This is a genomic window from Acidibrevibacterium sp. (assembly GCF_049965395.1).
Classification (GTDB): domain Bacteria; phylum Pseudomonadota; class Alphaproteobacteria; order Acetobacterales; family Acetobacteraceae; genus Acidibrevibacterium; species Acidibrevibacterium fodinaquatile.
In genome coordinates this window covers 1-23,095 of the sequence record NZ_JBMFWJ010000010.1, presented here as the reverse complement: position 1 = coordinate 23,095, position 23,095 = coordinate 1, and the positions used below count along the sequence as shown (strand labels likewise).

Below are 23,095 nucleotides of genomic sequence, written 5' to 3'. Positions count from 1 at the left end.
CACGGCCGCGCCACCGTCAGGGAGTCATGACCGTGAACTGGCCGGGCGCGGCGACCTGAATGACCCCCGCCCACAAGCACATGAGCTTGCAGGTATTATCCACCGCCGGCAGAGCGCCGACGAGGACCGTCGGCACGCCCGGCAGCCACGGCGCCACGGTCGCCGGGACGCATGGCATCGGCGTGAGCACGCCAAGCGCCGCCGCGGTCGCGGCCGCAACGGTTGGATTGGCCGGGCTGGAACACATGCCGAATGACGAAATATTGACGATTGGGACGTGGTCCATAATGGTCGCCGCGGGGGCGCTATTGGTCATGACGCGGTTGGTCGGCAAGACCTGCAAGGCCCCAGGGGCCGCACCGAAGCTGCATTGCAGTACGGCACCATTTGTCAATTGAACCGGCATCCCCCCCGTTACCGCATCTCTTCAATGCGAACGATACACCATTACGATGGCCAGTGTAAAGTATGTCGATGAAATTCTATCGTAAAGAGTAATTCAGACAGTAAAAATCAGTCGCCAGCGGTTTGTATTCGGAATTGTCGGCAAAAACGATGGCGGTTGCAGGGCTCATGACCCGTTTTTCGGCGGGGGCGGGAATTCGCGACTTGGCGCCGCATCGCCGGCCAGGGCCCGCCGCAGCGACCACACCGAGGCGAATGGCGAGCCGCCGCACCCAGGCGCACGCATTGGCGGCGCCCAGGCGCCGGCGCTCGGCCCCGCCGCAACGCAATTCGGCGTCGCTGCGATCAGGCGTGCGAGGGCGTCCGCGCCGACCCCCTCCGCGGCCGCGCCCGCCAGCGGCAAAGGCGCGAACGGGTGCAACACCGATCGCCCGCCCCGCTGCGGCCAGCCGTCGGTCCAGAGCGCGAGCACCGCTTGACGGTATGGTGCGCCGAGTGCTGGCGTGTGTGAGTGATAGGCGGCGGCGGCGGCCAGCCAATCCCCGGTTTCGGCAAACAATGTGGTCAGATAGCGGGCGGCGTAAGCGGCATTGGCCGCCGGATCGAAGGCTTGCACGAGCGAGGCGAAGGCGTGGGCATGGTGTCGCAGATTGACCTGCAGGCATCCGACATCGATCGAGCGCACGCCCCGCATTTCCAGAGCCTGCACGGCCTCGATGGCCTCATTTTCGGTGGCGAAAAAACGCCCATTGCCTTCGGCATTGATCGTCCATGGCCACGGCGCGAGCACGCCACCCGGCCCCGGGCGGCCGGATTCCCTGACGGCAATGGCCGCGAGCAGCCCGCTGGGCAGAGCCGCTTCACGCTCAGCCGTAATGATGGCGGTATCGCAATCAGACTGGCTCCGCGCCGGCGCCGGCGCAACGAACAGTAGCCACAACGCCGTAACGACGCCTCCCATCGCGCGTGCCGCGGCCCGGTGCTGCGGTGTGCCGATTGCGCCGCGCTTCAACCCTCCGGGCACCATCATGCCGTGCACCCCTCTTACGCACCGCGGCCACAAAGCGCGGCGCACCGCCAGTCCCGCCTCAGCTGACCATAGAGATGCGCGTCGACACATTCAACCTTTCGTGGTATTGACTTGCCGCGATCGAAAAGCGCCGGCGCGGTGCCACGGCCGAAGGAATGCAGGCAATACGACGAAGATCTGCAAAGCACGACGCAGAACGAGGAGGGACCGGCCATGGCCGTCGGGTTCGAGTTCGCAACCAACTGGCAAATCTACAAAGACGCACCGATCCCACCTGGCCAGACGAGGCCGCCGCTCTTCGCCAAGGGGTTTACCCTCAAGCGGACTACCGGCTGGGACATGACCATCGACGGCCACGAGATCGAGTTCGTCGTCAAACCCGTGGACGAGAATGCGCAAGGCGAAGGGAGCGTCCGCGCGCGTATGCGCGCCCTCGAGGCATTCGTCAGCAGGATGAATGGGATGCGCGCGCAGGCCCAGCTCCGCAACACTGATTTCGCCGGCCACATCCCGGCGACCCCGCGTTTCGTGATCTACACGCAAAACCAGCCCATCAGCGCCATTCCCCAGGTTTCGGCGGGCGTGCTCCTGACCCGCTATCGCAAGCTCGTACGCGTGCTCGCAAACCCCAACCGGAATGCGACGACTCAGTTTTTCGGTGCCTGGACCCAGAACTATGCGGGGGTCTTCGCCTCCGTCCGGCTGCCTCCCGCCGCTTTGCAGGATCCGAACTGGCCGGGGCACGTCCCGAGCGCAAAGCTGCGCGGCCTCGTGAGCCTGATCGCGACCTATATCAAACGCGGCACCCCGCCGGCGCAGAATACGCCGATAATGGCGGCCAAATATCTCATGGTCGTCATGGCGAGAACGAATTTCGCCGGCATCTTCGCGACCCTGCCGCAGGCCGAGCGCGATCATTATCGGCAAAACCCTCTTCACTGGGTCAGTTACATCTGCACCACGGTGATGGCCAATGTCGCCGGCTTCGGTGGCGGCGCCGATCCCAACCAGCCGCTGATCGGCTACGAGATCTCCGACCAGAACCAGCTCGGGCCGGGGCAGCGCGTCACGCTTCCCATCACGCGCCGGGCCTGGCTTCTGGAGATGACCCGCGGCCGCGACCTGCTCACCGCCGCGGCGCATAAGATCGGCGCGCTCCATCCCGTCAACAACCCGATCTATCGCGATACCGCCGGGGTCGGCCATCGCCTGCGCGGCCTCGGCGGCCTCGGCCAGCGCACCGACGTAATCCCAACCCCGTCCGGCCCCAAACCCGGCATCATCTTCGAGTTCCGCGCCCGGCAGAATCCGTTGGCCTGGAACCAATGGGAGGCTTATGCCGTGCGCATGTATCGCTTCTTCGAGAATCTTAACGAACAAGCGAAAAACGTAGCGGTCGATTATTAACTGAGTCCCTATTGACTGAGCCTGCGCGATGCCCGCCGCAAGCTGGCCTTGTGGCGCTACGACGACAACAACGTCAGGCCACACTCATCGCTCGGCACCCGAGATGCCAAAGCATGTCAGGGACAGGACACTAGCGCCCGTGCATCGCGGCTGACTGGGCCGCGAGGGCGCGGGCCATGTTACTCAGCGCTTCTTGATGCTTGAGATTGTCGATCGCGGCGAAATTGCGGGCAAGCTCGAGACACATGCGCTGGCGCGGGGTCGCCGCTTGGGTCTCCTCGTCCGGCGCCAGCCCCTCGAAGAACCACGCGATCGGCACCCCGAGCACCACCGCGATGTCATAGAGCCGCCCCGCCGAGATGCGGTTGAAGCCGCGTTCATATTTATGCGCCTGCTGATAGGTCACCCCGATCATCTGGGCCAGCTGCTGCTGCGAAAGGCCGAGCATGGTGCGGCGTTCGCGGATGCGCGCCCCGACATGACGATCGGCGAGACTGGCGCGGCTGGCGCCGCGACCTTCGCGAGGCGCCACGCCCGTGAAATCGGTCGCGCGCAGCCGAACCAGCGGCATCGATTCCTCGCTTTCGTCGTCTGACGCGTCATAGCGGGGGGGGATGGCTTCACGGTCGGACATAGCGGCCTCCACGACGATCGAAAACGGGAAAACTGCGGTTTCTCGCATCTTCAGGTCACTGGGTCATGCCCTGCGACCGTCTCTCCATACGCGAATATGGCATTTTTCCGAAAGATCGTCAAAGGAAAAACGATATATTAACGTCCTACCATTGCATCACCGTGGTTTTCTCCCCGAAATCCACTATTCAGCCGGGTTTGTCGCCGGATTTTTCGCCCCCTGGTTGGGGTGCCTTAGGCGTTTTTTCGGCCGTCCCCGCCCCGCGACGCGCAAGCTCGGCCCTGAGCGCCGCGATCTCGGCCCGCAGCACGGCGATTTCATGGTCGCGCTCGGCCGCTGCCTCGGCCGCCTCGCCCTGATGCTCCCGCGCCCTCTGGAACGGCGAGAAAAAACTCATCGCCTGCTCCATCATCGCGAGGTTGCGCCGGCTCATCTCCTCCACCCCGGGAAATAGCGTGCCAACCGTCTGCTGCATCGCCCGCCGCATCTGCTGCTGCTGGGCGGCGAAGCTTGCCATCGCCTGTTCGAGATAACTCGGCAGAAGTCCTTGGAAACCCTCGCCATAAAGCCCGATGAGCTGCCGCAGAAACCCGGTCGGCAGCAGCGCCCGGCCCTTGTTTTCCTCATCGACGATGATCTGGGTGAGCACCGAACGGGTGATGTCGTCGCCGGTTTTGGCGTCATAGACCACGAAATCCCGCCCGCCGCGCACCATGTCGGCAAGCGTGTCGAGCGTGATATAGCTCGAACTCTCGGTATTATAGAGGCGCCGATTGGCGTATTTCTTGATCACAAGGGCGGCGGCGGGCGTCTCGTCGGTGCGCGGCGGCTCTGGCTCTGACATCGATCGTTCCTTATGTTGCGGCGCGTTATTTCCGGCACTCTGCCCGCCTCCGCGAGGAGAGGCAAATTTTCTCGCCGCGGCTTGGGTCGCCGGCGGAGAATCGGATGACGAGGCGAGAATGGTAAATGGATGAGACATGAGCACCGCCCGAGCGCCCGGCACGCCGCCGGACGGGGAGAGCCCGGCCGGCGGCGCCGGAAACGAGACGCCCGACCTCGCCGCCCTCGCGCAAGACTGGATCACGCTTTGGCAAAGCGAGATCTCGGCGCTCGTCGCCGACCGCGAGATGCAGGAAGCCTGGCAAGCCCTCGCTGCCCTCTGGGCCGGCGTGTTGGCCAGCGCCATTCAGGCGATGCCGCGCGAGCCGGGGCCACGCGAGCCCAGGCCACGACACCATGAGCCATTCCACAATGGCGTCGCCGGCGCCGCTTCACCGCCGCGGGCCGCGGCCGCTGCTGCTCCATCTGACCCTCGCGATGCTGAGATCGAGCGCCTCTATCGCCGGCTTGCCGCTCTCGAACGGCGCCTGGCCCGGCTGGAACCCGCGCCGAAACCCCGATCTCGCCCGCCTCGCGCACGCAAGCGGCGATCCTGACGCCTTCGCCCGCACCGTCTTCGCGGCCACTCTCGCCGAGGATCGCGCCCTCATCGCTGGCATCGCCGCCTATCGCCGCCATCCCTGGCGCCGCACCCTCCCCGACCCGCCGGCGATCTGGAGCGAGGGCGAAACCCGCCTGCTCGATTACGGCGGCGAGGGGCCACCCCTCCTCTTTATCCCGAGCCTCATCAATCGCGGTCATATCCTCGATCTCGACGAAGGCGCCTCGCTGGTTCGCTTCCTCGCCGCTGCCGGCTTCCACCCTTTGCTGCTCGATTGGGGCTGGCCCGGCGAGCGCGAACGGCGCTTCACCCTCACCGACTATATCGCCGGGCGGCTGGATCGCGCGCTTGGCGCGGTTGCGGAAAAACCCATCCTGGTCGGCTATTGCATGGGCGGGCTGCTCGCCCTCGCGGCGGCACTGCGCGAGCCACGCCGCCTGCGCGCCCTCGCTTTGCTTGCAACCCCCTGGGATTTCCACGCCGTCGATCCCGCCCGCGCCGCCGCCCTCGCCCGCCTGCTGCCGCTCATGGAACCGGCCTTCGCCCTCGGCCACGCGCTTCCGATCGACTGGCTACAAACCCTATTTGCGCTCGTCGATCCCTATGGTGTCGGCCGCAAATATCGCGCTTTCGCGACCCTCGACCCGGAGAGCACACGCGCCCGCCGCTTCGTCGCGCTCGAGGACTGGCTGAACGACGGCGTGCCGCTCGCCGCGCCGGTGGCGCGCGAAGCCCTCGGCGGTTGGTATGGCGACAATACGCCGGCCCGCGGCAATTGGCTCGTCGCGGGCCTTCCCGTCGATCCCGCTACCCTCCGCCTGCCCACCCTCGTCGCCGCGCCGACCCGCGACCGGCTGGTGCCGCCGGCCAGCGCCCGCCCGCTCGCGACCCTCGTTCCCGAAGCCACCCTGATCACCCCGCAGGCCGGCCATATCGGCATGATCGCCGGCACCAATGCCGAAACCGTTCTCTGGCGCCCGATGCTCAGCTGGCTGCGCGAGGTCTGACCCGCGGCACCCGCCAACGCGGGCAGGCCGGCCGCGTAACACCCCCGCCTTCGCGATTCATAGGGTCCGGGCATTTTACCGCGATGCGCTATTCCGCGGCGTTACTGCCGACGACATTCGCCGGGCGATAAAAATCCAGGCCACGAATCGCCGTCGTGCCTGGCAGATCATCACTCGTGAAGCCGCCCCCAAGCGCCTCGACGAGGGCGACTGAGGCGACCATGCGGCTCTGCTGGATGGCGACATCGGTGACCTCATCGCTGAGTTCGAGTTCCTGATCGGTGAGCACCGTGGTGTAGATCACCGTCCCTGCTTTATATTCATTGATCGCGAAGGCGACGTTGTCTTGCGCCGATTTCACCGCGACATCCTGCTCGGTTTTCTCCTGTGCCAGGATACGCAGAGCTGCCAATTCATCTTCCACTTGTTGAAAGGCGGTCAGCACCGTCTGGCGATAATTGGCGACCGCCGCGTCATAATTGGCGCGCGCGGCGACCACGGCGGCGATCTGCGCGCCGCCCTCGAAAATCGGCGCATTGAACGCCGCGCCCAGCCCCCAGAGGCGGTTCGGCAGCGCAATCAGATTCGCGATTTGCGGGGCAGAATAGCCGTAAAAGCTGCTGAGGCTGATTTGCGGAAAGAAAGCGGCGAGGGCGACGCCGATCAGCTCATTCTCTGCCGCCATCTGGCGCTCGGCGGCGGCGATATCGGGGCGGCGCTGGAGCAATGTCGAGGGGAGCGAGGGCGGCACCACCGGCACATCATTGGGCAGCGCGCCAGGGGCGATGCTGAGATCCGCCGGCGGCTTGCCGATCAAAACCGCGATCGCGTGTTCATATTGCGCACGGGCAACGCCGACCGCGATGAGCTGCGCCTGTGTCGTCTGCAATTCCGTCTGCGCCGTGAGAACATCGCCGCGCGCGACATAGCCGGCATGATATTCATTTTCGGTGATACGCAGCGCATCAGCGAATTGCTTGACGTTGTTTTCATAAACAGTGGCAAGCGAATCTTCTGCGCGCAAATTGAAATAAGCGGTCGCGAGCGCCGCTTGCGCCGAAAGTCGGGCATCGGCGACTTCGGCCGCGCTATATTGCGCAAGATCCACATCACTTGCGATTTGGCGCCGGATCTCGCCCCAGACATCGAGATCCCAGCTCCCATTTCCCTGCAGGGTATATTGATTGCCGACGAACCCGGAAGCACCGGAGACCGCGACGCCATTGCCGGCGGTAACGACGCTGTGGCTGCCGCCGCCGATCCCGGTGCGCTGGAAATTGCCGGTCGCGTTCAAAACCGGAACCAAATTTGCCTGCGCCTCCTGCACGATCGCCTGCGCATTGCGGTAATTCGCCTCCGCTTGCTTGAGCGTGTAGTTGGAAATGTCGATCTGGCGTTCGAGCTGATCGAGAAGCGGGTCATGATAGATCAGCCACCAGGCCCCGCGGTCATGCTCATCCTGCGGCATCGCCGGTTGCCAGCCCGCCAATTCCTTGTAGGAAACCGCAACCGGCGCCGACGGCCGCTTGTAATCCGGCCCGATCATGCAGCCGCCGAGCCCGAGTACCGCAAGAAAAATCACCGCGGGTTTCATGCCGCGCTCCGCCGGCGGCGCAAAACACTGAGGCGCAGCCGATCGAGCGCGAGATAGACGATCGGTGTCGTATACAGCGTCAAGATTTGGCTGACCAACAGGCCACCGATGATCGAAATCCCGAGCGGGGCACGGAGTTCGGCGCCATCACCGCCGCCGATCGCCAGCGGCAGGGCGCCGAGGATGGCAGCGAAGGTGGTCATCATGATCGGGCGAAAGCGCAGCGCGCAGGCCTCGGCAATTGCGGCACGCGGATCGAGCCCACGGCTCCGCTCGGCCTCGAGCGCGAAATCGATCATCATGATCGCATTTTTTTTGACAATGCCGATGAGCAGGATCACGCCAATCAAGGCGATGATGGTAAATTGCTGTCCGGTCAGCATCAAGGCGAGAATGGCACCGACTCCGGCGGAAGGAAGCGTTGAAAGAATGGTGAGCGGATGGACATAGCTTTCATAGAGCATGCCGAGAACGATATAAACGGCGGCGAGTGCTGCCAGGATCAATACCGGCTCATAGCGCAGTGATTGCTGAAAGATGCGGGCTGTGCCGGCGAAGCTGCCATGAATCGAGGCCGGCATACCGAGATCGCGCATAGTACTCTCAATCGCCTGCACCGCGCCGCCCAGCGAACGCCCGAGCGGCAGATTGAACGAGATGGTGGTCGCGACGAATTGCCCCTGATGATTGACAACGACAGGCGTTTTCCCCACCACCATATGCGCGACGGCGGCAAGCGGCACCATGTTTTCGCGCGCCGTGCTGACCGCAGCACCGGTTGAGCCGGCATGGCCACCGGTATTGGCGATGGCGTTGTTGAGGCTGTTGCGAGCGGCGTTGGTGGCGATGGCGGCGGCGGCATCTCGCCCGGCGAGCGTTGGATCGAAATTTGATCCCGCGACAAACAGCGGCGAATTGGCGATGCGCCCATGCGGCGTGGTGACGGTGCCGATCACCGCATTGGTGAGCGATGTGCCGTTCGGGAAGGAGCCGACGGGGCTGATATAGAAACGCGGCAACTCCGTACGGTCCTGCCAGAAGCGCGGCGCCACCTCCATCACCACGTGATACTGATTGAGTGGGTTGTAGATCGTCGAGACCTGCCTCTGGCCAAACGCATCATAGAGATTCTGATCGATCGTGCTTTGGAAGAGGGCGAAACGTGCCGCGGTCTTGCGGTCGATCTCCAAATAGGTTTCGCTCCCCGCCTGCTGCTGATCAGAGCTGACATCGGCAAGGGCTGGGTTTTTCTCCAGTGCCGCGGTCAATTTCTGGGTCCAGACGTAAAGCTCGTCGGGATCGATATCCTGGAGGGTGAATTGATATTGCGCGTTGCTTTGGCGGCCGCCGGCGCGGATATCCTGCACCACCTGCAAATAGAGCTGCGCGCCGGCGACGCGCGCGAGTTTGCCGCGCAGCCGCGCGATGACTTGATCGGCGGAAGCGTGACGTGCGGCCCGCGGCTTGAGGGCGACGAAGAAGAACCCGGAATTGGTCTGTCGCCCGCCGGTGAAGCCGGCGATGTTCTCGACCGCCGGATCGGCACGGACGATGGACATGAACTGCACCATCTTGTCGCGCATCGCCTGAAACGAAATGGTTTGATCGCCGACGAGGGTGCCGATCAGCCGGCCGGTATCCTGCTGCGGGAAAAAGCCCTTGGGGACGACCGTGAAGAGGTAAAAATTAAAAGCGATCGTCATAAACAAAGAGATCAGCATGAGGGCGGGATGGCGAAGCGCTATAGCCAGCGTGCGGCGATAGGCGTCAAGGGCGGCCTCGAACACCGCCTCGGTTGCATGCCCGATGCGGCCCTGCTTGTGATGGTTACGCAGAAATTGCGCGCAGAGCATCGGTGTCGTCGTCAATGATACGATCAGTGAGACGATGATCGATAGCGACAGCGTCACCGCGAACTCGCGAAACAGACGCCCAACCAGTCCACCCATGAGCAGGATAGGCAAAAATACCGCGACCAGAGACACGCTGATGGAAAGCACCGTGAACCCGACCTCACGCGCCCCTAGCAAGGCGGCTTCCCGGCGTGACATGCCGGCCTCGATATGGCGGCTGATATTCTCGAGCACCACGATCGCGTCATCGACAACGAATCCGGTCGCGATCGTGAGCGCCATCAGCGAGAGATTATCGAGGCTGTAGCCGAAAAGATACATGATCCCGAACGTGCCGATGATCGAGACTGGCACGACGACGCTCGGGATCAGGGCGGCGCGGGGGTCGCGGAGAAAGACGAAGACGACGCCAATGACCAGCGCCAACGCGATGAGAAGTGCGGCTTGTGTGTCTTGCAGCGAGGCGCGAATCGTCGGCGTGCGGTCGGCGATCAGGGTGACATCGATGTCGGAAGGGAGAGCCGCCTGCAGTGCGGGAAGGGCGCCGCGCACCGAATCGACCGCCTCGATGATATTGGCGCCAGGCTGGCGATAGACGATGACCAGCACCGCCGGCTGGCCATTGGCGAGAGCCGCGTTGCGCAAATCCTCGACGGAATCCTCGACCGCTCCGACATCGGTGAGAAAGACCGGCGCGTTGTTGCGATAAGCGATGACCAGCGGCCGGTAATCGGCGGCGCGCAGCGCCTGATCGTTGGTATAGACCTGATAGCGTTTCGGGCCGATCTCAATCGCGCCCTTGGGGCTGTCGGCATTCGCGGATGCGAGTGCCGCGCGAATATCCTCAAGGCCGATGCCGTAAGCCGCGAGCGGATCGGGGTCGAGTTCGACACGCACCGAAGGCAGCGCCGCACCCGCGACATCGACTTCGCCGATGCCGCTCAGTTCAGAAAGCCGCTGCTGGACGATATTGGCCGCGGCATCGAAAATTTGCCCGGGCTTGCGGGTTTTCGACGTCAGGGCGATGACCAGAATGGGCGCGTCGGCGGGATTGATCTTGTGGTAGACGGGATTGAGACGAAGCTGGGTCGGCAGGTCGGCATGAGCGGCGTTGAGCCCGGCCTCGACATCACGCGCCGCGCCATCGATGTTGCGGTCGAGACCGAATTGCAGCACAACCCGCGTGGTGCTGGTAAAACTCTGAGACGTCATTTCGTCGATGTCGGCGATCTGGCCGAGATGTTTCTCGAGTGGGGCTGCAACGCTGCTGGCGACGGTCTGGGGGCTGGCCCCGGGCAGGGTCGCCTGCACCAGGATCACCGGAAAGTCGACCTCCGGCAGGGGCGCCACCGGCAATTTGAAATAGCCGAGAATGCCGGCAAGCACGATCGCGAGGGTGAGCAGCGTCGTTGCCACCGGACGGCGAATGAAGAGCGCCGAGATGTTCATGGCGCCGGCTCTGGGGTTGCTTGATCGCGGGCACGGCGCGGGTGGATCAGGCGGTCGAAGAAGAGATAAATCACCGGCGTCGTGAATAGCGTCAAAACCTGGCTCACGATCAGGCCCCCGACGATCGCAAGACCGAGCGGGCGGCGGAGTTCAGCGCCAGTGCCGTGCGCGAACATCAAGGGCAGGGCGCCGAGAATGGCCGCCATCGTGGTCATCAGGATCGGACGCAGCCGGAGTAGCGCCGCTTGGCGGATGGCGAGCCGTGGCGAAAGCCCGCCCTCGCGCTCGGCCTGCAACGCGAAATCGACTATCATGATGGCGTTTTTCTTGACGATGCCGATCAAGAGCACGATCCCGATGATCCCGATGACATCGAGATCCTTGCCCGCGACCATCAGCGCAAGAAGAGCGCCGATCCCCGCCGACGGCAGGGTGGAAAGAATCGTCACCGGATGGATGAAACTCTCATAGAGAACCCCGAGCACGATATACATCGTGATGACGGCCGCGAGCAGCAGCAAAAGATCATTGCCGAGCGCGGCATTGAAAGCCAGCGTCGCCCCCTGAAAGCGGAGCATGAAACTCCCGGGCAGGCCAATTTCCTTGACCGCGTCTTTGATGTCACCGACCGCCGCGCCGAGCGAGGCTCCTTCGGCGAGGTTGAAGGAGATGAAACTGGCCGGGAACTGGCTCAGATGATCGATCTGCAATGGCGCCGGGCGCTCGCTGATCGTTGCGATCGCCGAGAGCGGCACCTCGCCGGTGGTCGCGGTCGCGGAGGGAAGATAGATCTTGCCAAGATCGGCCAGGGATTGTTGGGCTTCGGGTGCGACCTCCATGATCACCCGATATTGATTCGATTGAGTAAAAATAGTGGAGACGATGCGCTGGCCGAAAGCATCGTATAGCGCATTGTCGATGGTCGCCGGCGTGACACCGAAGCGAGCAGCAGTGGCGCGGTCGATCTCGACCTGCACGGCGCGGCCGCCATTTTGCATATCGCTGACCACGTCGGCGAGCGCGCGCGAGCGCCGGAGCCGCTCGACCAGCCGTGGCACCCAGAGCGAGAGCAACGCGGGATCGGGATTTTCGAGCACAAATTGATATTGTGTCGCGCTGATCGCGCTATCGATGGTGAGATCTTGCGCCGGCTGCATATAGAGCGTGATGCCGGTGACGTTCGCCGTTTCCTGCTGCAGACGGCGGATGATATCCCGCACCCCCAATTGCCGCTGATCCGGCGGGCGGAGCGTGATCAGGAAGCGGCCGCGGTTGAGGGTGGTGTTCGTGCCGTCGACGCCGATAAACGAGGCGAGGCTCAGGACATCATGATCGGCCAGGATTGCCTCGGCCAGCGCCTGTTGATGCGCGGCCATCGCCGAGAACGATATATTCCCCGGCGCCTCCGAGAGGCCTTGGATCAATCCGGTGTCCTGCAGCGGGAAAAACCCCTTCGGAATGAAGATATAGAGCGCTGCGGTGAGCGCCAGAGTGGCGAGCGCGACCAGCAATGTCACGGTCTGATGGCGAAGCACGCCGCCAAGAAGGCGGTCATAAAATCGCTGCAACGTGGCAAAAAACCCGCCGCCCTTGCCGCTCGTTTCCGGGCGCCGGCGGAGCAGGCGATTGCACAGCATCGGCACGAGCGTGAGCGAGACGAAAGCGGAGATGATAATCGTAACCGCGAGTGTAATCGCGAATTCATGAAACAACCGCCCGACAACATCGCCCATGAATAAAAGCGGGATCAAGACCGCGATCAGCGAGACGGTGAGCGAGACGATGGTAAAGCCGATCTGCTGCGATCCCTTGAGCGCCGCCGCCAGTGGCGTCTCACCGGCTTCGATGAAGCGCGAGACGTTTTCGATCATCACGATGGCGTCGTCGACGACGAAACCCGTCGCGATAGTGAGCGACATCAGCGAGAGATTATCGAGACTGAAGCCGGCAAGATACATGAACCCGAAGGTGCCGACCAGCGAGAGCGGCACCGCGAGACTCGGGATCACGGTTGCCGCCACGCTTTGGAGAAACACATAGATCACCAAAACGACCAGGACGACGGCGAGCGCGAGCTCCACCTCGACATCACGGACCGAGGCGCGGATGCTGGTCGTGCGGTCCGCAAGAACGGCGATATCGACCGCAGCCGGCAGGGTCATTTTGAGATCGGGGAGCAGCGCTTTGACGCGATTGACGGTGGCGATGACATTGGCGCCGGGCTGGCGCTGGATATTGAGCACGATCGCCGGCTCGCGGTTCATCCAGGCGGCAAGCTTGTCGTTTTCCGCGCCGTCGATCACGGTTGCGATGTCCGAGAGATAAACCGGTGCGCCAGCGCGATAGGCGACCACGGCGTGCCGATAGTCCTCAGCGGTCGTCAACTGGTCGTTGGCATTGATCGTGCTGGCACGGGCCGGGCCGTCAAACCCGCCTTTGGCGAGGTTGATGTTGATATTGGTGATGGTGGTGCGGAGATCGTCGATATTAAGACCGTAGCCGGCCATCGCCACCGGGTTGATCTGCACCCTGACCGCCGGGCGATGGCCACCGCTGATGGTGACGAGGCCGACGCCAGACACTTCCGAAAGCTTCTGCGCGAGCCTGGTTTCGGCGAGATCCTCGAGCTTGATCAGCGGCAGGGTTTTCGATGTCAGCGCAAGCGTAAGGATGGGCGCGTCGGCCGGGTTGACCTTGGCATAGATCGGCGGCGCCGGGAGATCGGCGGGCAGAAGATTATTCGCGGCATTGATCGCCGCCTGCACTTCCTCCTCAGCGATATCGAGGCCGAGCGACAGATTGAACTGCAGGGTGATCATCGAGGCGCCGGCAGAGTTGACCGAGAGCATCTGATTGAGCCCCGGCATCTGGCCGAGCTGTTCTTCGAGCGGCGCGGTGACCGAAGTGGTCATCACCTCGGGGCTGGCGCCGGGATAGAAGGTTTGCACCTCGATGGTCGGGTAATCGACCTCGGGCAGCGCCGAGACCGGCAAGAAGCCGAAAGCAACCAGACCGGCGAGCATGATCGCGATCATCAATAGCGTTGTTGCGACCGGACGCAGGATGAAGAGGCGTGAGGGATTCACCGGAGCGGACCCGGGATCTCAGGGCGCGGGGGGCGCGGTCGGCGGCGCGACGATTTTCACCTTGCTGCCGTCGCGCAGCCGATCCGCGCCATCCACGACGACATGCTCGCCCGGCTTCAGGCCAGAGGTGATCACGGTTTCGTCCTTGTTCGTGGGGCCGATGGTGACGGTGCGGGCGCTGACCGTGTCATCCGGGTTGATGACATAGACATAGTTGCCCGGCATCCCGGTGAGTACCGCGGCATGCGGCACGATGGTCGCGCCATGGAGGGTGTTGACGAGAAGATGGGCGTTGACGAACTGATTAGCGAAGAGTTCCTCATTCTTATTGTCGAACATGGCACGGAGATTGACCATGCCGGTCGAGGTGTTGATCTCGCTGTCGATGGCATAGACGGTGCCATCGGCGAGATGGGCGCTATCGCTGCGGTCGAACGCGGCGACCTTGAGCTTGCCCTGTTTTTTGAGTTCGCTGAGCACCGCCGGCACATTATCCTCGGGCAGAGTGAAGATGACGGTGATGGGTTCTACTTGCGCGATCACCGCGATGCCGGTCGCGCTATTCGGCTGTACGAAATTGCCGGGATCGACGAGGCGAAGCCCGATCCGCCCGGTGATCGGGGCGACGATGTGACAATAAATCAGATCAAGCTTAGCGTTATCGATTTGCGCCTGATCGAGCTTCACCTTGCCTTCATATTGTTTCACCACGAAGACCTGATCTTCATAGGTCTGCCGGGCGATCGAATCCTGCCGGTTGAGGGCGTGATAGCGCTCGAGATCCATGCGCGCTTGGCCGAGCGTCGCCTGATCAGCGGCGAGCTGGCCCTCATATTGTTCGAGCAGCACCTGGTAGGGGCGAGGATCGACGAGTGCGATCTCCTGGCCCTGCTGGACGATGTCGCCCTCCTTGAACTCGACATCCATCAAATAGCCGGCAATCTGCGAAATGACCGTGACCGTATAAACCGGGGTTACGGTGCCGAGTTCGACGAGTTCGACCGGGAAATCACCGGCGATCGCCGTGGCTTCGCGCACCGGCTGAGCGAGCGGGCCGGCGGGGCGGGGGGCGGCGTGATGGGCCGCGCCGGGCCCGAGTTTCCACCACGCGCCAAGCCCGACGGCGAACAGAAAAAGCGCCAGAACAAGCCCGCGCCGCAGCCCGCGCCGCGTCGCCGGGGGGCGCGTGATCGGCTCGTGCGGGGCGATGTCGGGCGCGACCCGCCGGGGGGCGTCGGCGCGCGTCTGGTCCGCTTTGGTCTCGGTTTCGCTGAGATTTTGGTCCATGGTCGCGGTCTGTTCTATCGATCCCGGATAAAGCGTGGCATCAGCGCTTCTAACATGTCCCTCATGCGAGGCATGCCAAGATTTCGCCACCGCTGGCGGAAGCAATCAGACCGAACGGTTCGGTCATCAGGCTCTGCTAACCGGCAAGCTTTTGCGAGTCAACGACAGCACATTATCATGGCGGGATTGCGGGTGCGTCTCGTTCATGTGTCGTAATGTAACAAAGGAGGCGCCATGTTCGTGGTGATTTTCGAAGTGCTGCCGGCCCCGACGCAGCAGGAGAGCTATCTCGCGCTGGCGGCGTCGCTGCGTGGGGTGCTCGAGGGTATCGCCGGCTTCCGCTCGGTCGAGCGCTTTGCGGCGCTGGCGCGGCCGGGCTGGCTGTTGTCGCTGTTGGTCTGGGAGACCGAGGCACCGCTCATCACCTGGCGCGAACAGGACGATCACCAAGCGGCGCAAATGCGGGGACGGTGGGAGATTTTCAGCGATTATCGCCTGCGGGTCGGCCGGCTCGCGGCGGCGCCTGGGTCGCGTTCGCTCGGGCTGGCCATGGCCGAGCCGGGGCACGAACTCGCGCCGGGGGGTGATGCGTTCGAAAGCCTCTACCGTCCCGGCCATCGGGTCGGGCTGTATCCGGTGGCGGCGATGGCGGCGCGAGAGGGGCAGATGGTCGAGGTGCTGCGCGATTACGGGCCGAAACGGCGCGACGAGGCGCCACGACGCTGATCAGCCGGTCAGCGCCGCAAGATCGCCGCGATCGAGCACTTCGATCTGGTGCAGCCCATGCAGCCGGAGTTTCCCCTCGCGCACCAGCGCGTGCAAGCCGCGGCTGACGGCTTCGGGGGACAGCCCGAGATAATCGGCGATCTCCACCCGCCGCATCGGCAGCGAGAGGATCGCCCCTTGCGGGTTGCCGGCGATGGCGCTCGCTTGCGGCACCAGCGTGTCGAGAAACATCAGCAAACGCTGGCGCGCTTCGCGACGCGCGAGCATGATTTCGTGGCGCTGGGTCTGGCGGAGATCATGGCAAGCCTTGCTGAGGAACGCCAAATTGAGCGCCGGGTCGCGCTCGAGAAGCTTCTCCAACGCCGCGACCGGCAGGCGATAGGCAGTGACCGGGGTCACCGCTTCGGCGGTATTGAGATAGCGATGCTCCTCATAAAGCCCGACGAGATCGCCAGGAAACAGGAAAGCGAGGACGTGGCGCCGGCCATCCTCGGTCATCCGGTAGGTTTTTACGACCCCTTCTGTGATGTTGAAAATCGACGAGATTTTTTCGCCCTCGTCGTGGAGGATGGCACCACGCGGAAAACGGACGACCGTGCCGATGGCGGCCAGCGCCTCGCGCTCAGCGGCATCGAGGAGTGGGACCGGGCCGCCGCTCGCCCCGCCGCGCAGGCTAACCCCGCGCACCATCGGGCGCCCGGCCTGCTGCGCCGCTGGCTGACGATCCTTCATGAATACGATTTTTGCCACGCTGCGACGCTAAAGGCCAGCCGCGCCGCCGCGCCATGATCCAGATCAATCACGGGCCGAAAAACTCAGGTCTGATGCAGAATCTGATCGAGAAAAATCCGCAGCCGTTCCGAGCGCGGTCGGTTGAAAATCGTCTCCGGCGGGCCAGTTTCGACGATCTCGCCCTGGTCCATGAACAGGATGCGGTCGGCAACGCGGCGAGCAAACCCCATTTCATGGGTGACGCACAGCATGGTCATGCCGCTTTCGGCGAGTTCGATCATGACGTCGAGCACTTCGCGGACCATTTCGGGATCGAGTGCTGAGGTCGGCTCATCAAACAGCATGATTTTCGGCTGCATGCAGAGCGCCCGGGCGATGGCGACACGTTGCTGCTGGCCGCCGGAGAGCTGGGGCGGATATTTACGCGCCTGTTCGGGAATGCGCACGCGCGTCAGATATTCCATGGCGCGGGCTTCGGCCTCGACGCGCGCGAGGCCACGCACGCGGATCGGGGCCAGGGTGCAATTCTCGAGCACAGTGAGGTGAGGAAAGAGATTGAAAGACTGGAATACCATGCCGACCTCGCGCCGGATCCAGGCGAGGGTGCGGGGCTCATCGGAGAGTTCTCGCCCCTCGACGAGGATGCGGCCTTTCTCATGGCGTTCGAGACGATTGATGCAGCGGATCAGGGTCGATTTGCCCGAGCCCGAAGGGCCGCAAATGACGATCCGCTCGCCGGCGGCGACGGCGAGCGAAATGCCCCGCAGCACATGCATGCGGCCATACCATTTTTCTACCGCCTCCATGAGGATGGCAGGCGCCGCGGCGGTGGAAGAAGGGCTCATGCCGGCTCCTCGATCTCGTGATGCGGTGTCGCGAGGCGGCGCTCGAGCGTGCGGCTGATACGCGCCATGGTGAAGCAAAATCCGAAATAGATCGCGGCGAGCAGCAGATAGACCTCGTTGCCGAACCCCTGCCAGGCGGGCTCGAGGGTCGCGGTGCGCCCGGTGGTCATCAGATCGAAAATGCCGATGATCAAAACCAGAGACGTATCCTTGAAGAATCCGATAAAGGTGTTGACCAGCATTGGAATGACCTGGCGCAGCGCCTGCGGTAGCACGACCAGGCGCGTCTGCTGCCAATAAGAGAGGCCGAGCGCCGCGGCGGCTTCGTATTGACCGCGCGGCAGGGCGGCAAGGCCGGCGCGCACGACCTCGGCGAGATAGGCGCCGGCGAAGAGCACGAAGGCGAGCTGAGCGCGTAGCAGCTTGTCGATGTCCCATCCGGTTGGCAAAAACAATGGCAGCATCACGCTCGCCATGAAAAGGAGGCTGATCAAGGGGACGCCGCGGACCAGCTCGACATAAGCCACCGCGAGCAGGCGGATCACCGGCAGCCCTTCGGCGCGCCGCGCCAGCGCGACCAGAACGGCGAGCGGAAATGCAGCGGCAAGGCCAAACGTTGCAAGAATGAGCGTGATCGGCAACCCGCCCCATTGATCGGCGGCGACGAAGGCAAGGCCGAACACCCCACCCCACATCAGAATGCCGACCACGGACAGCAGGGCGATCCACAGCAAAATCAGCGACGGCCGCCAGAATCGTGGCATCAGGGAAACCCCGAACAGCGCGACGAAACAGACGATGGCGAGCGCCGGCCGCCATTGCTCGCTGTACGGGTAAAACCCGAACAAGATGAAACGGTATTTCTCGCCGATCACCGCCCAGCAGGCGCCATGGCCGATCGCGGCGCGGCAGAGATCGGTATCGGGCGCCTGGGCGGCGTTTGCGGGCAGGCGCCAGATCGCGTGCAGCACCGCCCAGGAGAAAAAATGCCAGGCTATGTCAGCAAGAACGAGCGCCAGCACGAGGGTCACGAGCGGCGAGATAAGACGGCGCGCCATCAGCGTGTCCGCCGCGCAAGCCGCGCGTTGTAGAGATTCATCGCAAGGCTGATGCCGAGGCTGATGGTGAGATAGACCGCCATGATCAGGCCGATGCCCTCGATCGCCTGGCCGGTCTGATTGAGCGCGGTATCGGCGATCGAAACCAGATCCTGATAGCCGATCGCGACGGCGAGCGAGGAATTCTTGACGAGGTTGAGATATTGGCTGGTCATCGGCGGAATGATGAGGCGGAGTGCCTGCGGCAAAACGATCAGACGCAGCGCCGCGGCGCGCGAAAGCCCGAGCGCCGCCCCCGCCTCCCATTGGCCGCGAGCAACCGACATCAAGCCACCGCGGACGATTTCCGCAACATAGCTTGCCGTATAGAGCACGAGGCCTGTCGCGAGGGCGGCATATTCCGGACTGACCATCATGCCGCCGTGGAAATTAAAGCCATGCAGCGCCGGCCATTCGATAACAACGGCGGGACGCAAGACGGCGAAGGCCAAGGCAGGGAGCAGCGGAATAGGAAGAAAGGCGGCAAACCTACGCGCCGGATGCGGGCTAAGGGCGGTCCGGCGGGCGAGTATGAGGGCGAGCACGAGGCCGGCGCAGGCCGCGAGCAAAATCACACCGAACCCGCTTTGCCAGACGAGAGCGGGAAGACGAAGGCCCCGATTGGAGAGGAATATCCCGGGGAACGGCTTAAGGGATTGGCGCGGCGCCGGCAAAGTTTGAAATACGCCATACCAAAACAGCAATTGCAGCAAGAGCGGCAAGTCACGCAAGGTCTCGACATAGAGCGCCGCAAGCCGCGCAAGCAGTGGGATCGGCGAAAGCCGCGCGATCCCGATCAGGGTGCCGAGCAAGGTTGCGAGCAGACAGCCCGGGATCGAGACTTTTAAAGTATTGAGAATACCGATGACGATCGCACGGCCATAGCTGCTGACCGAGGGCGTGTAGGACAGCAAGGATTCGCCGATCGGGATCGGGGCTGCCTGCTGGAGAAAACCGAATCCGGTCGCGATATGGCGGGCGGCGAGGTGCTGGCTCGCGTTTTTCGTGAACGTCGCAATCACCAGCGCGACCGCGGCCAACGCCAGCGCCTGCCATCCCAACGCCTGCCAACGGAGCGACGGCATGCGGAACGACGGGCGGCGCATTTTGGTCAGCGGATCGGTGGCGCGAACAGCAACCCGCCGCGATTCCAAAGCCCGTTCAATCCCCGCGGCAGACCGAGCGGCGCCATCGTTCTGTTCCACACCTCGCCGGTATTGCCAACCTGCTTCAGGATATCATAGGCCCATTTATCATCGAGGCCGAGGGCTTTGCCGAGGCCCCCTTCGAGGCCGAGCAGGCGACGGATATCGGGATTGGCGGTGTTCGCGAAACTATCGACGTTGCGCGAAGAAACGCCATATTCCTCGCCGGTGATTTGCGCAAATGACACCCAGCGCACGATGTCGAACCATTTGTCATCGCCCTTGCGCACCATCGGGCCAAGCGGCTCTTTGCTGATCAGCTCGGGGAGGAGGAGGAAATCCTCGGCGTGTGCGCCTTGCGTGAAGCGAAATCCGGCGAGCGCCGAACTGTCGGTGGAATAGGCGTCACAACGCCCAGAGAGAAAGGCATTGTGGATTTCCTGGAGATCCTGGATCTCGACCGGCGTGTATTTCATATTGTTGACGCGGAAATAATCGGCAATCGCAAGCTCGGTCGAGGTGCCCGGTTCGACGCAGATGGTGGCGCCGTCGAGATCGCGAGCCGAGGTCACGCCCGAGGATTTTTTCACCATGAAGCCAGTGCCATCATAGAAATTGATGACCCCGAATTCGAGACCGAGGCTCGCCTCGCGCCCAAGCGTCCAGGTGGTTTCGCGCACGAGGACGTCGATCTCGCCAGATTGCAGGGCGGTGAAACGGTTTTCGGTGGTGGTCGGGACGAATTTCACCCTGTGTTGATCACCGAGCACGGCGGCGGCGATGGCGCGGCACCCCTCAGCGTCGATCCCCTGCATCACCCCTTGGCTATCGGGGAGCGAAAAGCCGGCGGCATTGCCAGCAACGCCGCAGACGAGCACACCGCGGGCGCGCACCGCATCCAGGGTCGGCGAGCCCGAGCCCGCCGCCCGCGCCGGGGCAAAGGAAAGAACACCGAAAAGCGCGAGCCACAGCACCATGCCGAACGCAAAGCGACCGAGCCAGCGGGGAATGACGGGCGGCATAGGGCACCTCATGAGCGAAACATGACGACGACGCCCATAGCCTGCCTGGTTTCGCGGGCGGCGCGCAAGTCTCACCGTGCGGCTGGGAGCACGCGGCGAAACTTAGTTCAAATTTCTGTTAATCACGTTGCATGTCATAACAAAAGTTATTATAGGTTATGCAGCCGGTCGTGATACGAGAAATCACGGGCCGGCCAACCTCAGAGTGAGGAGACTGTCTATGAAACGCGCATTCGTCGTGCTTTGTGTCTCCCTAGGGTTGCTCTCCGGAGGCGCCGTCCTTCAAGCCCATCCGGCTGATGCCAGCCAACCGGCGACACGGGCGAGCATTCATCAGATTGGCAAGGCGCATACCTATCAGGTCGCCTTGCAAGGCTATGGCCGCGCCCCCGCGGCCCATACGGATCAGTCATCTCCGAATGGAAATGGCTGAGGGAGGGGTGCGTTCATTCCCAGTGACGCGCTGACATTTCTCTTTTTCGCCCATCGTGACAGGTGGGGCGAGAGAAAGGGTGTCACCCCTCGGTGAGCGATGCGGGTTTCCCACCCGTGTCGGATTTCGGAAACCAAGCCTCACGCCCGGCCTCGCGCCGGGCGCTTTTTTTTGCCGGGGGCATCAGGCGGTTGCGGTCAGTTGCCGGCGAATACCGGCTTCTGCTTGGCAACGAAAGCGTAATAGGCGCGGCCAAAATCCTTGGTCTGCATGCAAATCGCCTGGGCCTGTGCTTCCGCTTCGATCGCCTCGTCGATCGCCATGTTCCATTCCTGGTGCAGACAGCGCTTGGTCATTGCGTGGGCAAAACTCGGCCCGTCGGCAAGAGACGCAGCGAGGGCCTCGGCCTCGGCCGCCAGGGCCTCGGGCGCGACGAGGCGGTTGAAGAAGCCGAAGCGTTCGGCTTCGGCGCCGTCCATCGCCCGGCCGGTATAGAGCAGCTCGGCGGCGCGGCCGGCGCCGATGAGGCGCGGCAGGATATTACAAGCCCCCATATCGGCGCCGGCGAGGCCGACCCGGGTGAAGAGAAAAGCGACCTTGCTGGCCGCTGTACCGAGGCGAAGATCGGAGGCCATGGCAATGATCGCGCCTGCGCCGGCGCAGACGCCGTCGATCGCGGCGATGATCACCTGCGGGCAGGCGCGCATCGCCTTGACGAGATCGCCGGTCATGCGGGTGAAGTCGAGGAGACCCTGCATGTCTCCCGCCTCCTGCATGCGAACCAGCGGGCCAATGATCTCGTGGACATCGCCGCCGGAGCAAAAATTGCCACCGGCGCCGGTAATCACCACCGCTTTCACCGCATCAGCGTAAAGCAGCGCGCGAAACGTATCGCGGAGTTCGGCGTAGGACTCGAAGGTCAGCGGATTTTTGCGCTCTGGCCGATCGAGGGTGATGGTGGCTACCCGATCCCGCAACGCCCAGCGGAAATGGCGTGGCTGATACTGCGCGAAATCAATGGTGTTGCGGTCGTGGCTCAGGGCCATGGGGGATCACCTTATGCTATGGCTGCGTGCTACTCTGCTGCGCGCCGGAGAAAAACCGGGCCGCTGCGAAACGGGTGCGCGTGGATGCGGCGCTTCTTTGATTTCTCCATGATAATCAATTACTTGCGCGATCTCGCGGGGATGTCAAGCGTTGCTCGGCCTGTTGCTCAGCAATCCTACATCATGTGCAAGCCCTGGCATTTGCCTCCCGGATGCGCCATCATCGCCGCCCCGGAACCCGATTAGGATGGAGGTCACGATGGCGAAGGAAGTGTCTCGGCGGGCGTTTTTTGGCATGATCGGTGCGGTTGGCGTTGGTCTCGAAGGGGTTAGGCGCGCGCGAGCGGCGGCGATGTCGTTTGACGTCAAGCTCAGCGGTGCCGAGCAGGTGCCGCCGGTCATGACGAAAGGCAGCGGGGTCGCGCATCTCACCTATGATCCGGCGAGCCGCAAGCTGACCTGGAACGTGACCTACGAGAATCTCTCCAGTGAAGTGACGATGGCGCATTTCCATGGCCCTGCCGGGGCGGGCAAGAATGCCGGGGTGAAGCTGTGGCTGAGCAAGAAGGGCAGCGCCGTCACCGGCCCGATCACCGGCGAGGCGACACTCTCCGAGGCTGACGCCAAGGAGCTGATGGCGGGTGAGTGGTATATCAACGTCCACACCAAGGATCATCCTGGCGGCGAAATCCGCGGCCAAGTGGTTCCCGGCGGGATGTGAGCGCGAGACGCGTTGCGGCCACAGGGCAGCGCTGCTAGAGGGGGAGTGCCGTTTGCCGGCTTGATCGGGCAGTAGCGCAGCCTGGTAGCGCATCAGTCTGGGGGACTGGGGGTCGTGGGTTCAAATCCCGCC

General features: G+C 63.4%; 18 protein-coding genes, 1 tRNA gene and 1 pseudogene. 6 read left to right on the top strand and 14 right to left on the bottom strand.

The genetic code is table 11. The features are described from left to right. Positions 1-16: 16 nt before the first annotated feature. Both ACP5M5_RS05040 and ACP5M5_RS05035 read right to left on the bottom strand, forming a co-directional pair. Complete coding sequence (locus tag ACP5M5_RS05040; protein ID WP_427935951.1) at positions 17-394, bottom strand: DUF4280 domain-containing protein; 378 nt, start codon at positions 392-394, stop codon at positions 17-19. A 177-nt stretch (positions 395-571) separates the two neighbouring features. After that, on the bottom strand, positions 572-1,435 hold the full coding sequence (locus ACP5M5_RS05035) for a transglycosylase SLT domain-containing protein (protein WP_427935950.1): 864 nt from the start codon (positions 1,433-1,435) through the stop codon (positions 572-574). A 213-nt stretch (positions 1,436-1,648) separates the two neighbouring features. On the opposite strand from ACP5M5_RS05035, the gene ACP5M5_RS05030 reads away from it, so the two are divergent. Both ACP5M5_RS05030 and ACP5M5_RS05025 read left to right on the top strand, forming a co-directional pair. Further along, complete coding sequence (locus tag ACP5M5_RS05030) at positions 1,649-2,842, top strand: hypothetical protein (protein WP_427935949.1); 1,194 nt, start codon at positions 1,649-1,651, stop codon at positions 2,840-2,842. A gap of 18 nt (positions 2,843-2,860) precedes the next feature. Beyond that, positions 2,861-2,944 (top strand): annotated as a pseudogene (locus tag ACP5M5_RS05025) (integrase core domain-containing protein); the annotation flags it as partial. A gap of 28 nt (positions 2,945-2,972) precedes the next feature. Here the strand turns inward: ACP5M5_RS05025 and ACP5M5_RS05020 are convergent. Next, complete coding sequence (locus tag ACP5M5_RS05020) at positions 2,973-3,476, bottom strand: helix-turn-helix domain-containing protein (protein WP_427935947.1); 504 nt, start codon at positions 3,474-3,476, stop codon at positions 2,973-2,975. A gap of 187 nt (positions 3,477-3,663) precedes the next feature. Continuing rightward, positions 3,664-4,320: a polyhydroxyalkanoate synthesis repressor PhaR gene (gene phaR / locus ACP5M5_RS05015; RefSeq protein ID WP_427935946.1), complete on the bottom strand. Its 657-nt coding sequence runs from the start codon at positions 4,318-4,320 to the stop codon at positions 3,664-3,666. 395 nt (positions 4,321-4,715) lie between these two features. Between phaR and ACP5M5_RS05010 the strand changes: the two genes are divergently transcribed. Next, complete coding sequence (locus tag ACP5M5_RS05010) at positions 4,716-5,927, top strand: alpha/beta fold hydrolase (RefSeq protein WP_427935945.1); 1,212 nt, start codon at positions 4,716-4,718, stop codon at positions 5,925-5,927. A gap of 88 nt (positions 5,928-6,015) precedes the next feature. Here the strand turns inward: ACP5M5_RS05010 and ACP5M5_RS05005 are convergent, their stop codons facing one another. From ACP5M5_RS05005 to ACP5M5_RS04990, 4 genes are read right to left on the bottom strand one after another with little or no spacing between them, the layout of a single operon-like run. Next, a complete protein-coding gene (locus ACP5M5_RS05005; RefSeq protein WP_427935944.1) occupies positions 6,016-7,521 on the bottom strand; it encodes an efflux transporter outer membrane subunit in 1,506 nt (501 codons plus the stop codon). Beyond that, positions 7,518-10,823 (bottom strand): efflux RND transporter permease subunit, encoded by a 3,306-nt coding sequence (locus ACP5M5_RS05000; protein ID WP_427935943.1) that lies wholly within the window; start codon positions 10,821-10,823, stop codon positions 7,518-7,520. The genes ACP5M5_RS05005 and ACP5M5_RS05000 overlap by 4 nt, the downstream gene beginning before the upstream one ends. Beyond that, positions 10,820-13,909 carry an efflux RND transporter permease subunit gene (locus tag ACP5M5_RS04995; RefSeq protein ID WP_427935942.1) on the bottom strand — a complete coding sequence of 1,030 codons (3,090 nt, stop codon included), beginning with the start codon at positions 13,907-13,909 and terminating at the stop codon, positions 10,820-10,822. The genes ACP5M5_RS05000 and ACP5M5_RS04995 overlap by 4 nt, the downstream gene beginning before the upstream one ends. Positions 13,910-13,927: 18 nt before the next feature. Then, positions 13,928-15,196, bottom strand: coding sequence for an efflux RND transporter periplasmic adaptor subunit (locus ACP5M5_RS04990; RefSeq protein WP_427935941.1), 1,269 nt, complete (start codon positions 15,194-15,196; stop codon positions 13,928-13,930). Between the two features lie 234 nt (positions 15,197-15,430). Here ACP5M5_RS04990 and ACP5M5_RS04985 point away from each other — a divergent pair, with 234 nt between their 5' ends. Beyond that, the gene (locus ACP5M5_RS04985) at positions 15,431-15,922 is read left to right on the top strand and encodes an antibiotic biosynthesis monooxygenase family protein (RefSeq protein WP_427935940.1); all 492 of its coding nucleotides are present in this window, start codon (positions 15,431-15,433) and stop codon (positions 15,920-15,922) included. On the opposite strand, the gene ACP5M5_RS04980 is transcribed toward ACP5M5_RS04985, so the two are convergent. The 6 genes from ACP5M5_RS04980 to ACP5M5_RS04955 form a co-directional block, all read right to left on the bottom strand. After that, positions 15,923-16,654 carry a Crp/Fnr family transcriptional regulator gene (locus ACP5M5_RS04980; RefSeq protein WP_427935938.1) on the bottom strand — a complete coding sequence of 244 codons (732 nt, stop codon included), beginning with the start codon at positions 16,652-16,654 and terminating at the stop codon, positions 15,923-15,925. Between the two features lie 83 nt (positions 16,655-16,737). Further along, on the bottom strand, positions 16,738-17,499 hold the full coding sequence (locus ACP5M5_RS04975) for an amino acid ABC transporter ATP-binding protein (RefSeq protein ID WP_427935937.1): 762 nt from the start codon (positions 17,497-17,499) through the stop codon (positions 16,738-16,740). Further along, positions 17,496-18,557, bottom strand: a complete 1,062-nt coding sequence (locus tag ACP5M5_RS04970) for an amino acid ABC transporter permease (protein WP_427935935.1) — start codon at positions 18,555-18,557, stop codon at positions 17,496-17,498. Before ACP5M5_RS04970 ends, ACP5M5_RS04975 begins: the two co-directional genes overlap by 4 nt. Next, positions 18,557-19,681 carry an amino acid ABC transporter permease gene (locus ACP5M5_RS04965; protein ID WP_427935934.1) on the bottom strand — a complete coding sequence of 375 codons (1,125 nt, stop codon included), beginning with the start codon at positions 19,679-19,681 and terminating at the stop codon, positions 18,557-18,559. Before ACP5M5_RS04965 ends, ACP5M5_RS04970 begins: the two co-directional genes overlap by 1 nt. Before the next feature lie 26 nt (positions 19,682-19,707). Next, the gene (locus ACP5M5_RS04960) at positions 19,708-20,763 is read right to left on the bottom strand and encodes an amino acid ABC transporter substrate-binding protein (RefSeq protein WP_427935932.1); all 1,056 of its coding nucleotides are present in this window, start codon (positions 20,761-20,763) and stop codon (positions 19,708-19,710) included. Positions 20,764-21,393: 630 nt separating this feature from the next. After that, positions 21,394-22,242, bottom strand: a complete 849-nt coding sequence (locus ACP5M5_RS04955; RefSeq protein WP_427935931.1) for an enoyl-CoA hydratase family protein — start codon at positions 22,240-22,242, stop codon at positions 21,394-21,396. A 259-nt stretch (positions 22,243-22,501) separates the two neighbouring features. Here ACP5M5_RS04955 and ACP5M5_RS04950 point away from each other — a divergent pair, with 259 nt between their 5' ends. Both ACP5M5_RS04950 and ACP5M5_RS04945 read left to right on the top strand, forming a co-directional pair. Then, entirely contained in the window at positions 22,502-22,963 is a 462-nt protein-coding gene (locus tag ACP5M5_RS04950; protein WP_427935930.1) for a CHRD domain-containing protein, read from the top strand. 73 nt (positions 22,964-23,036) lie between these two features. Further along, positions 23,037-23,095 (top strand) — tRNA-Pro (locus ACP5M5_RS04945).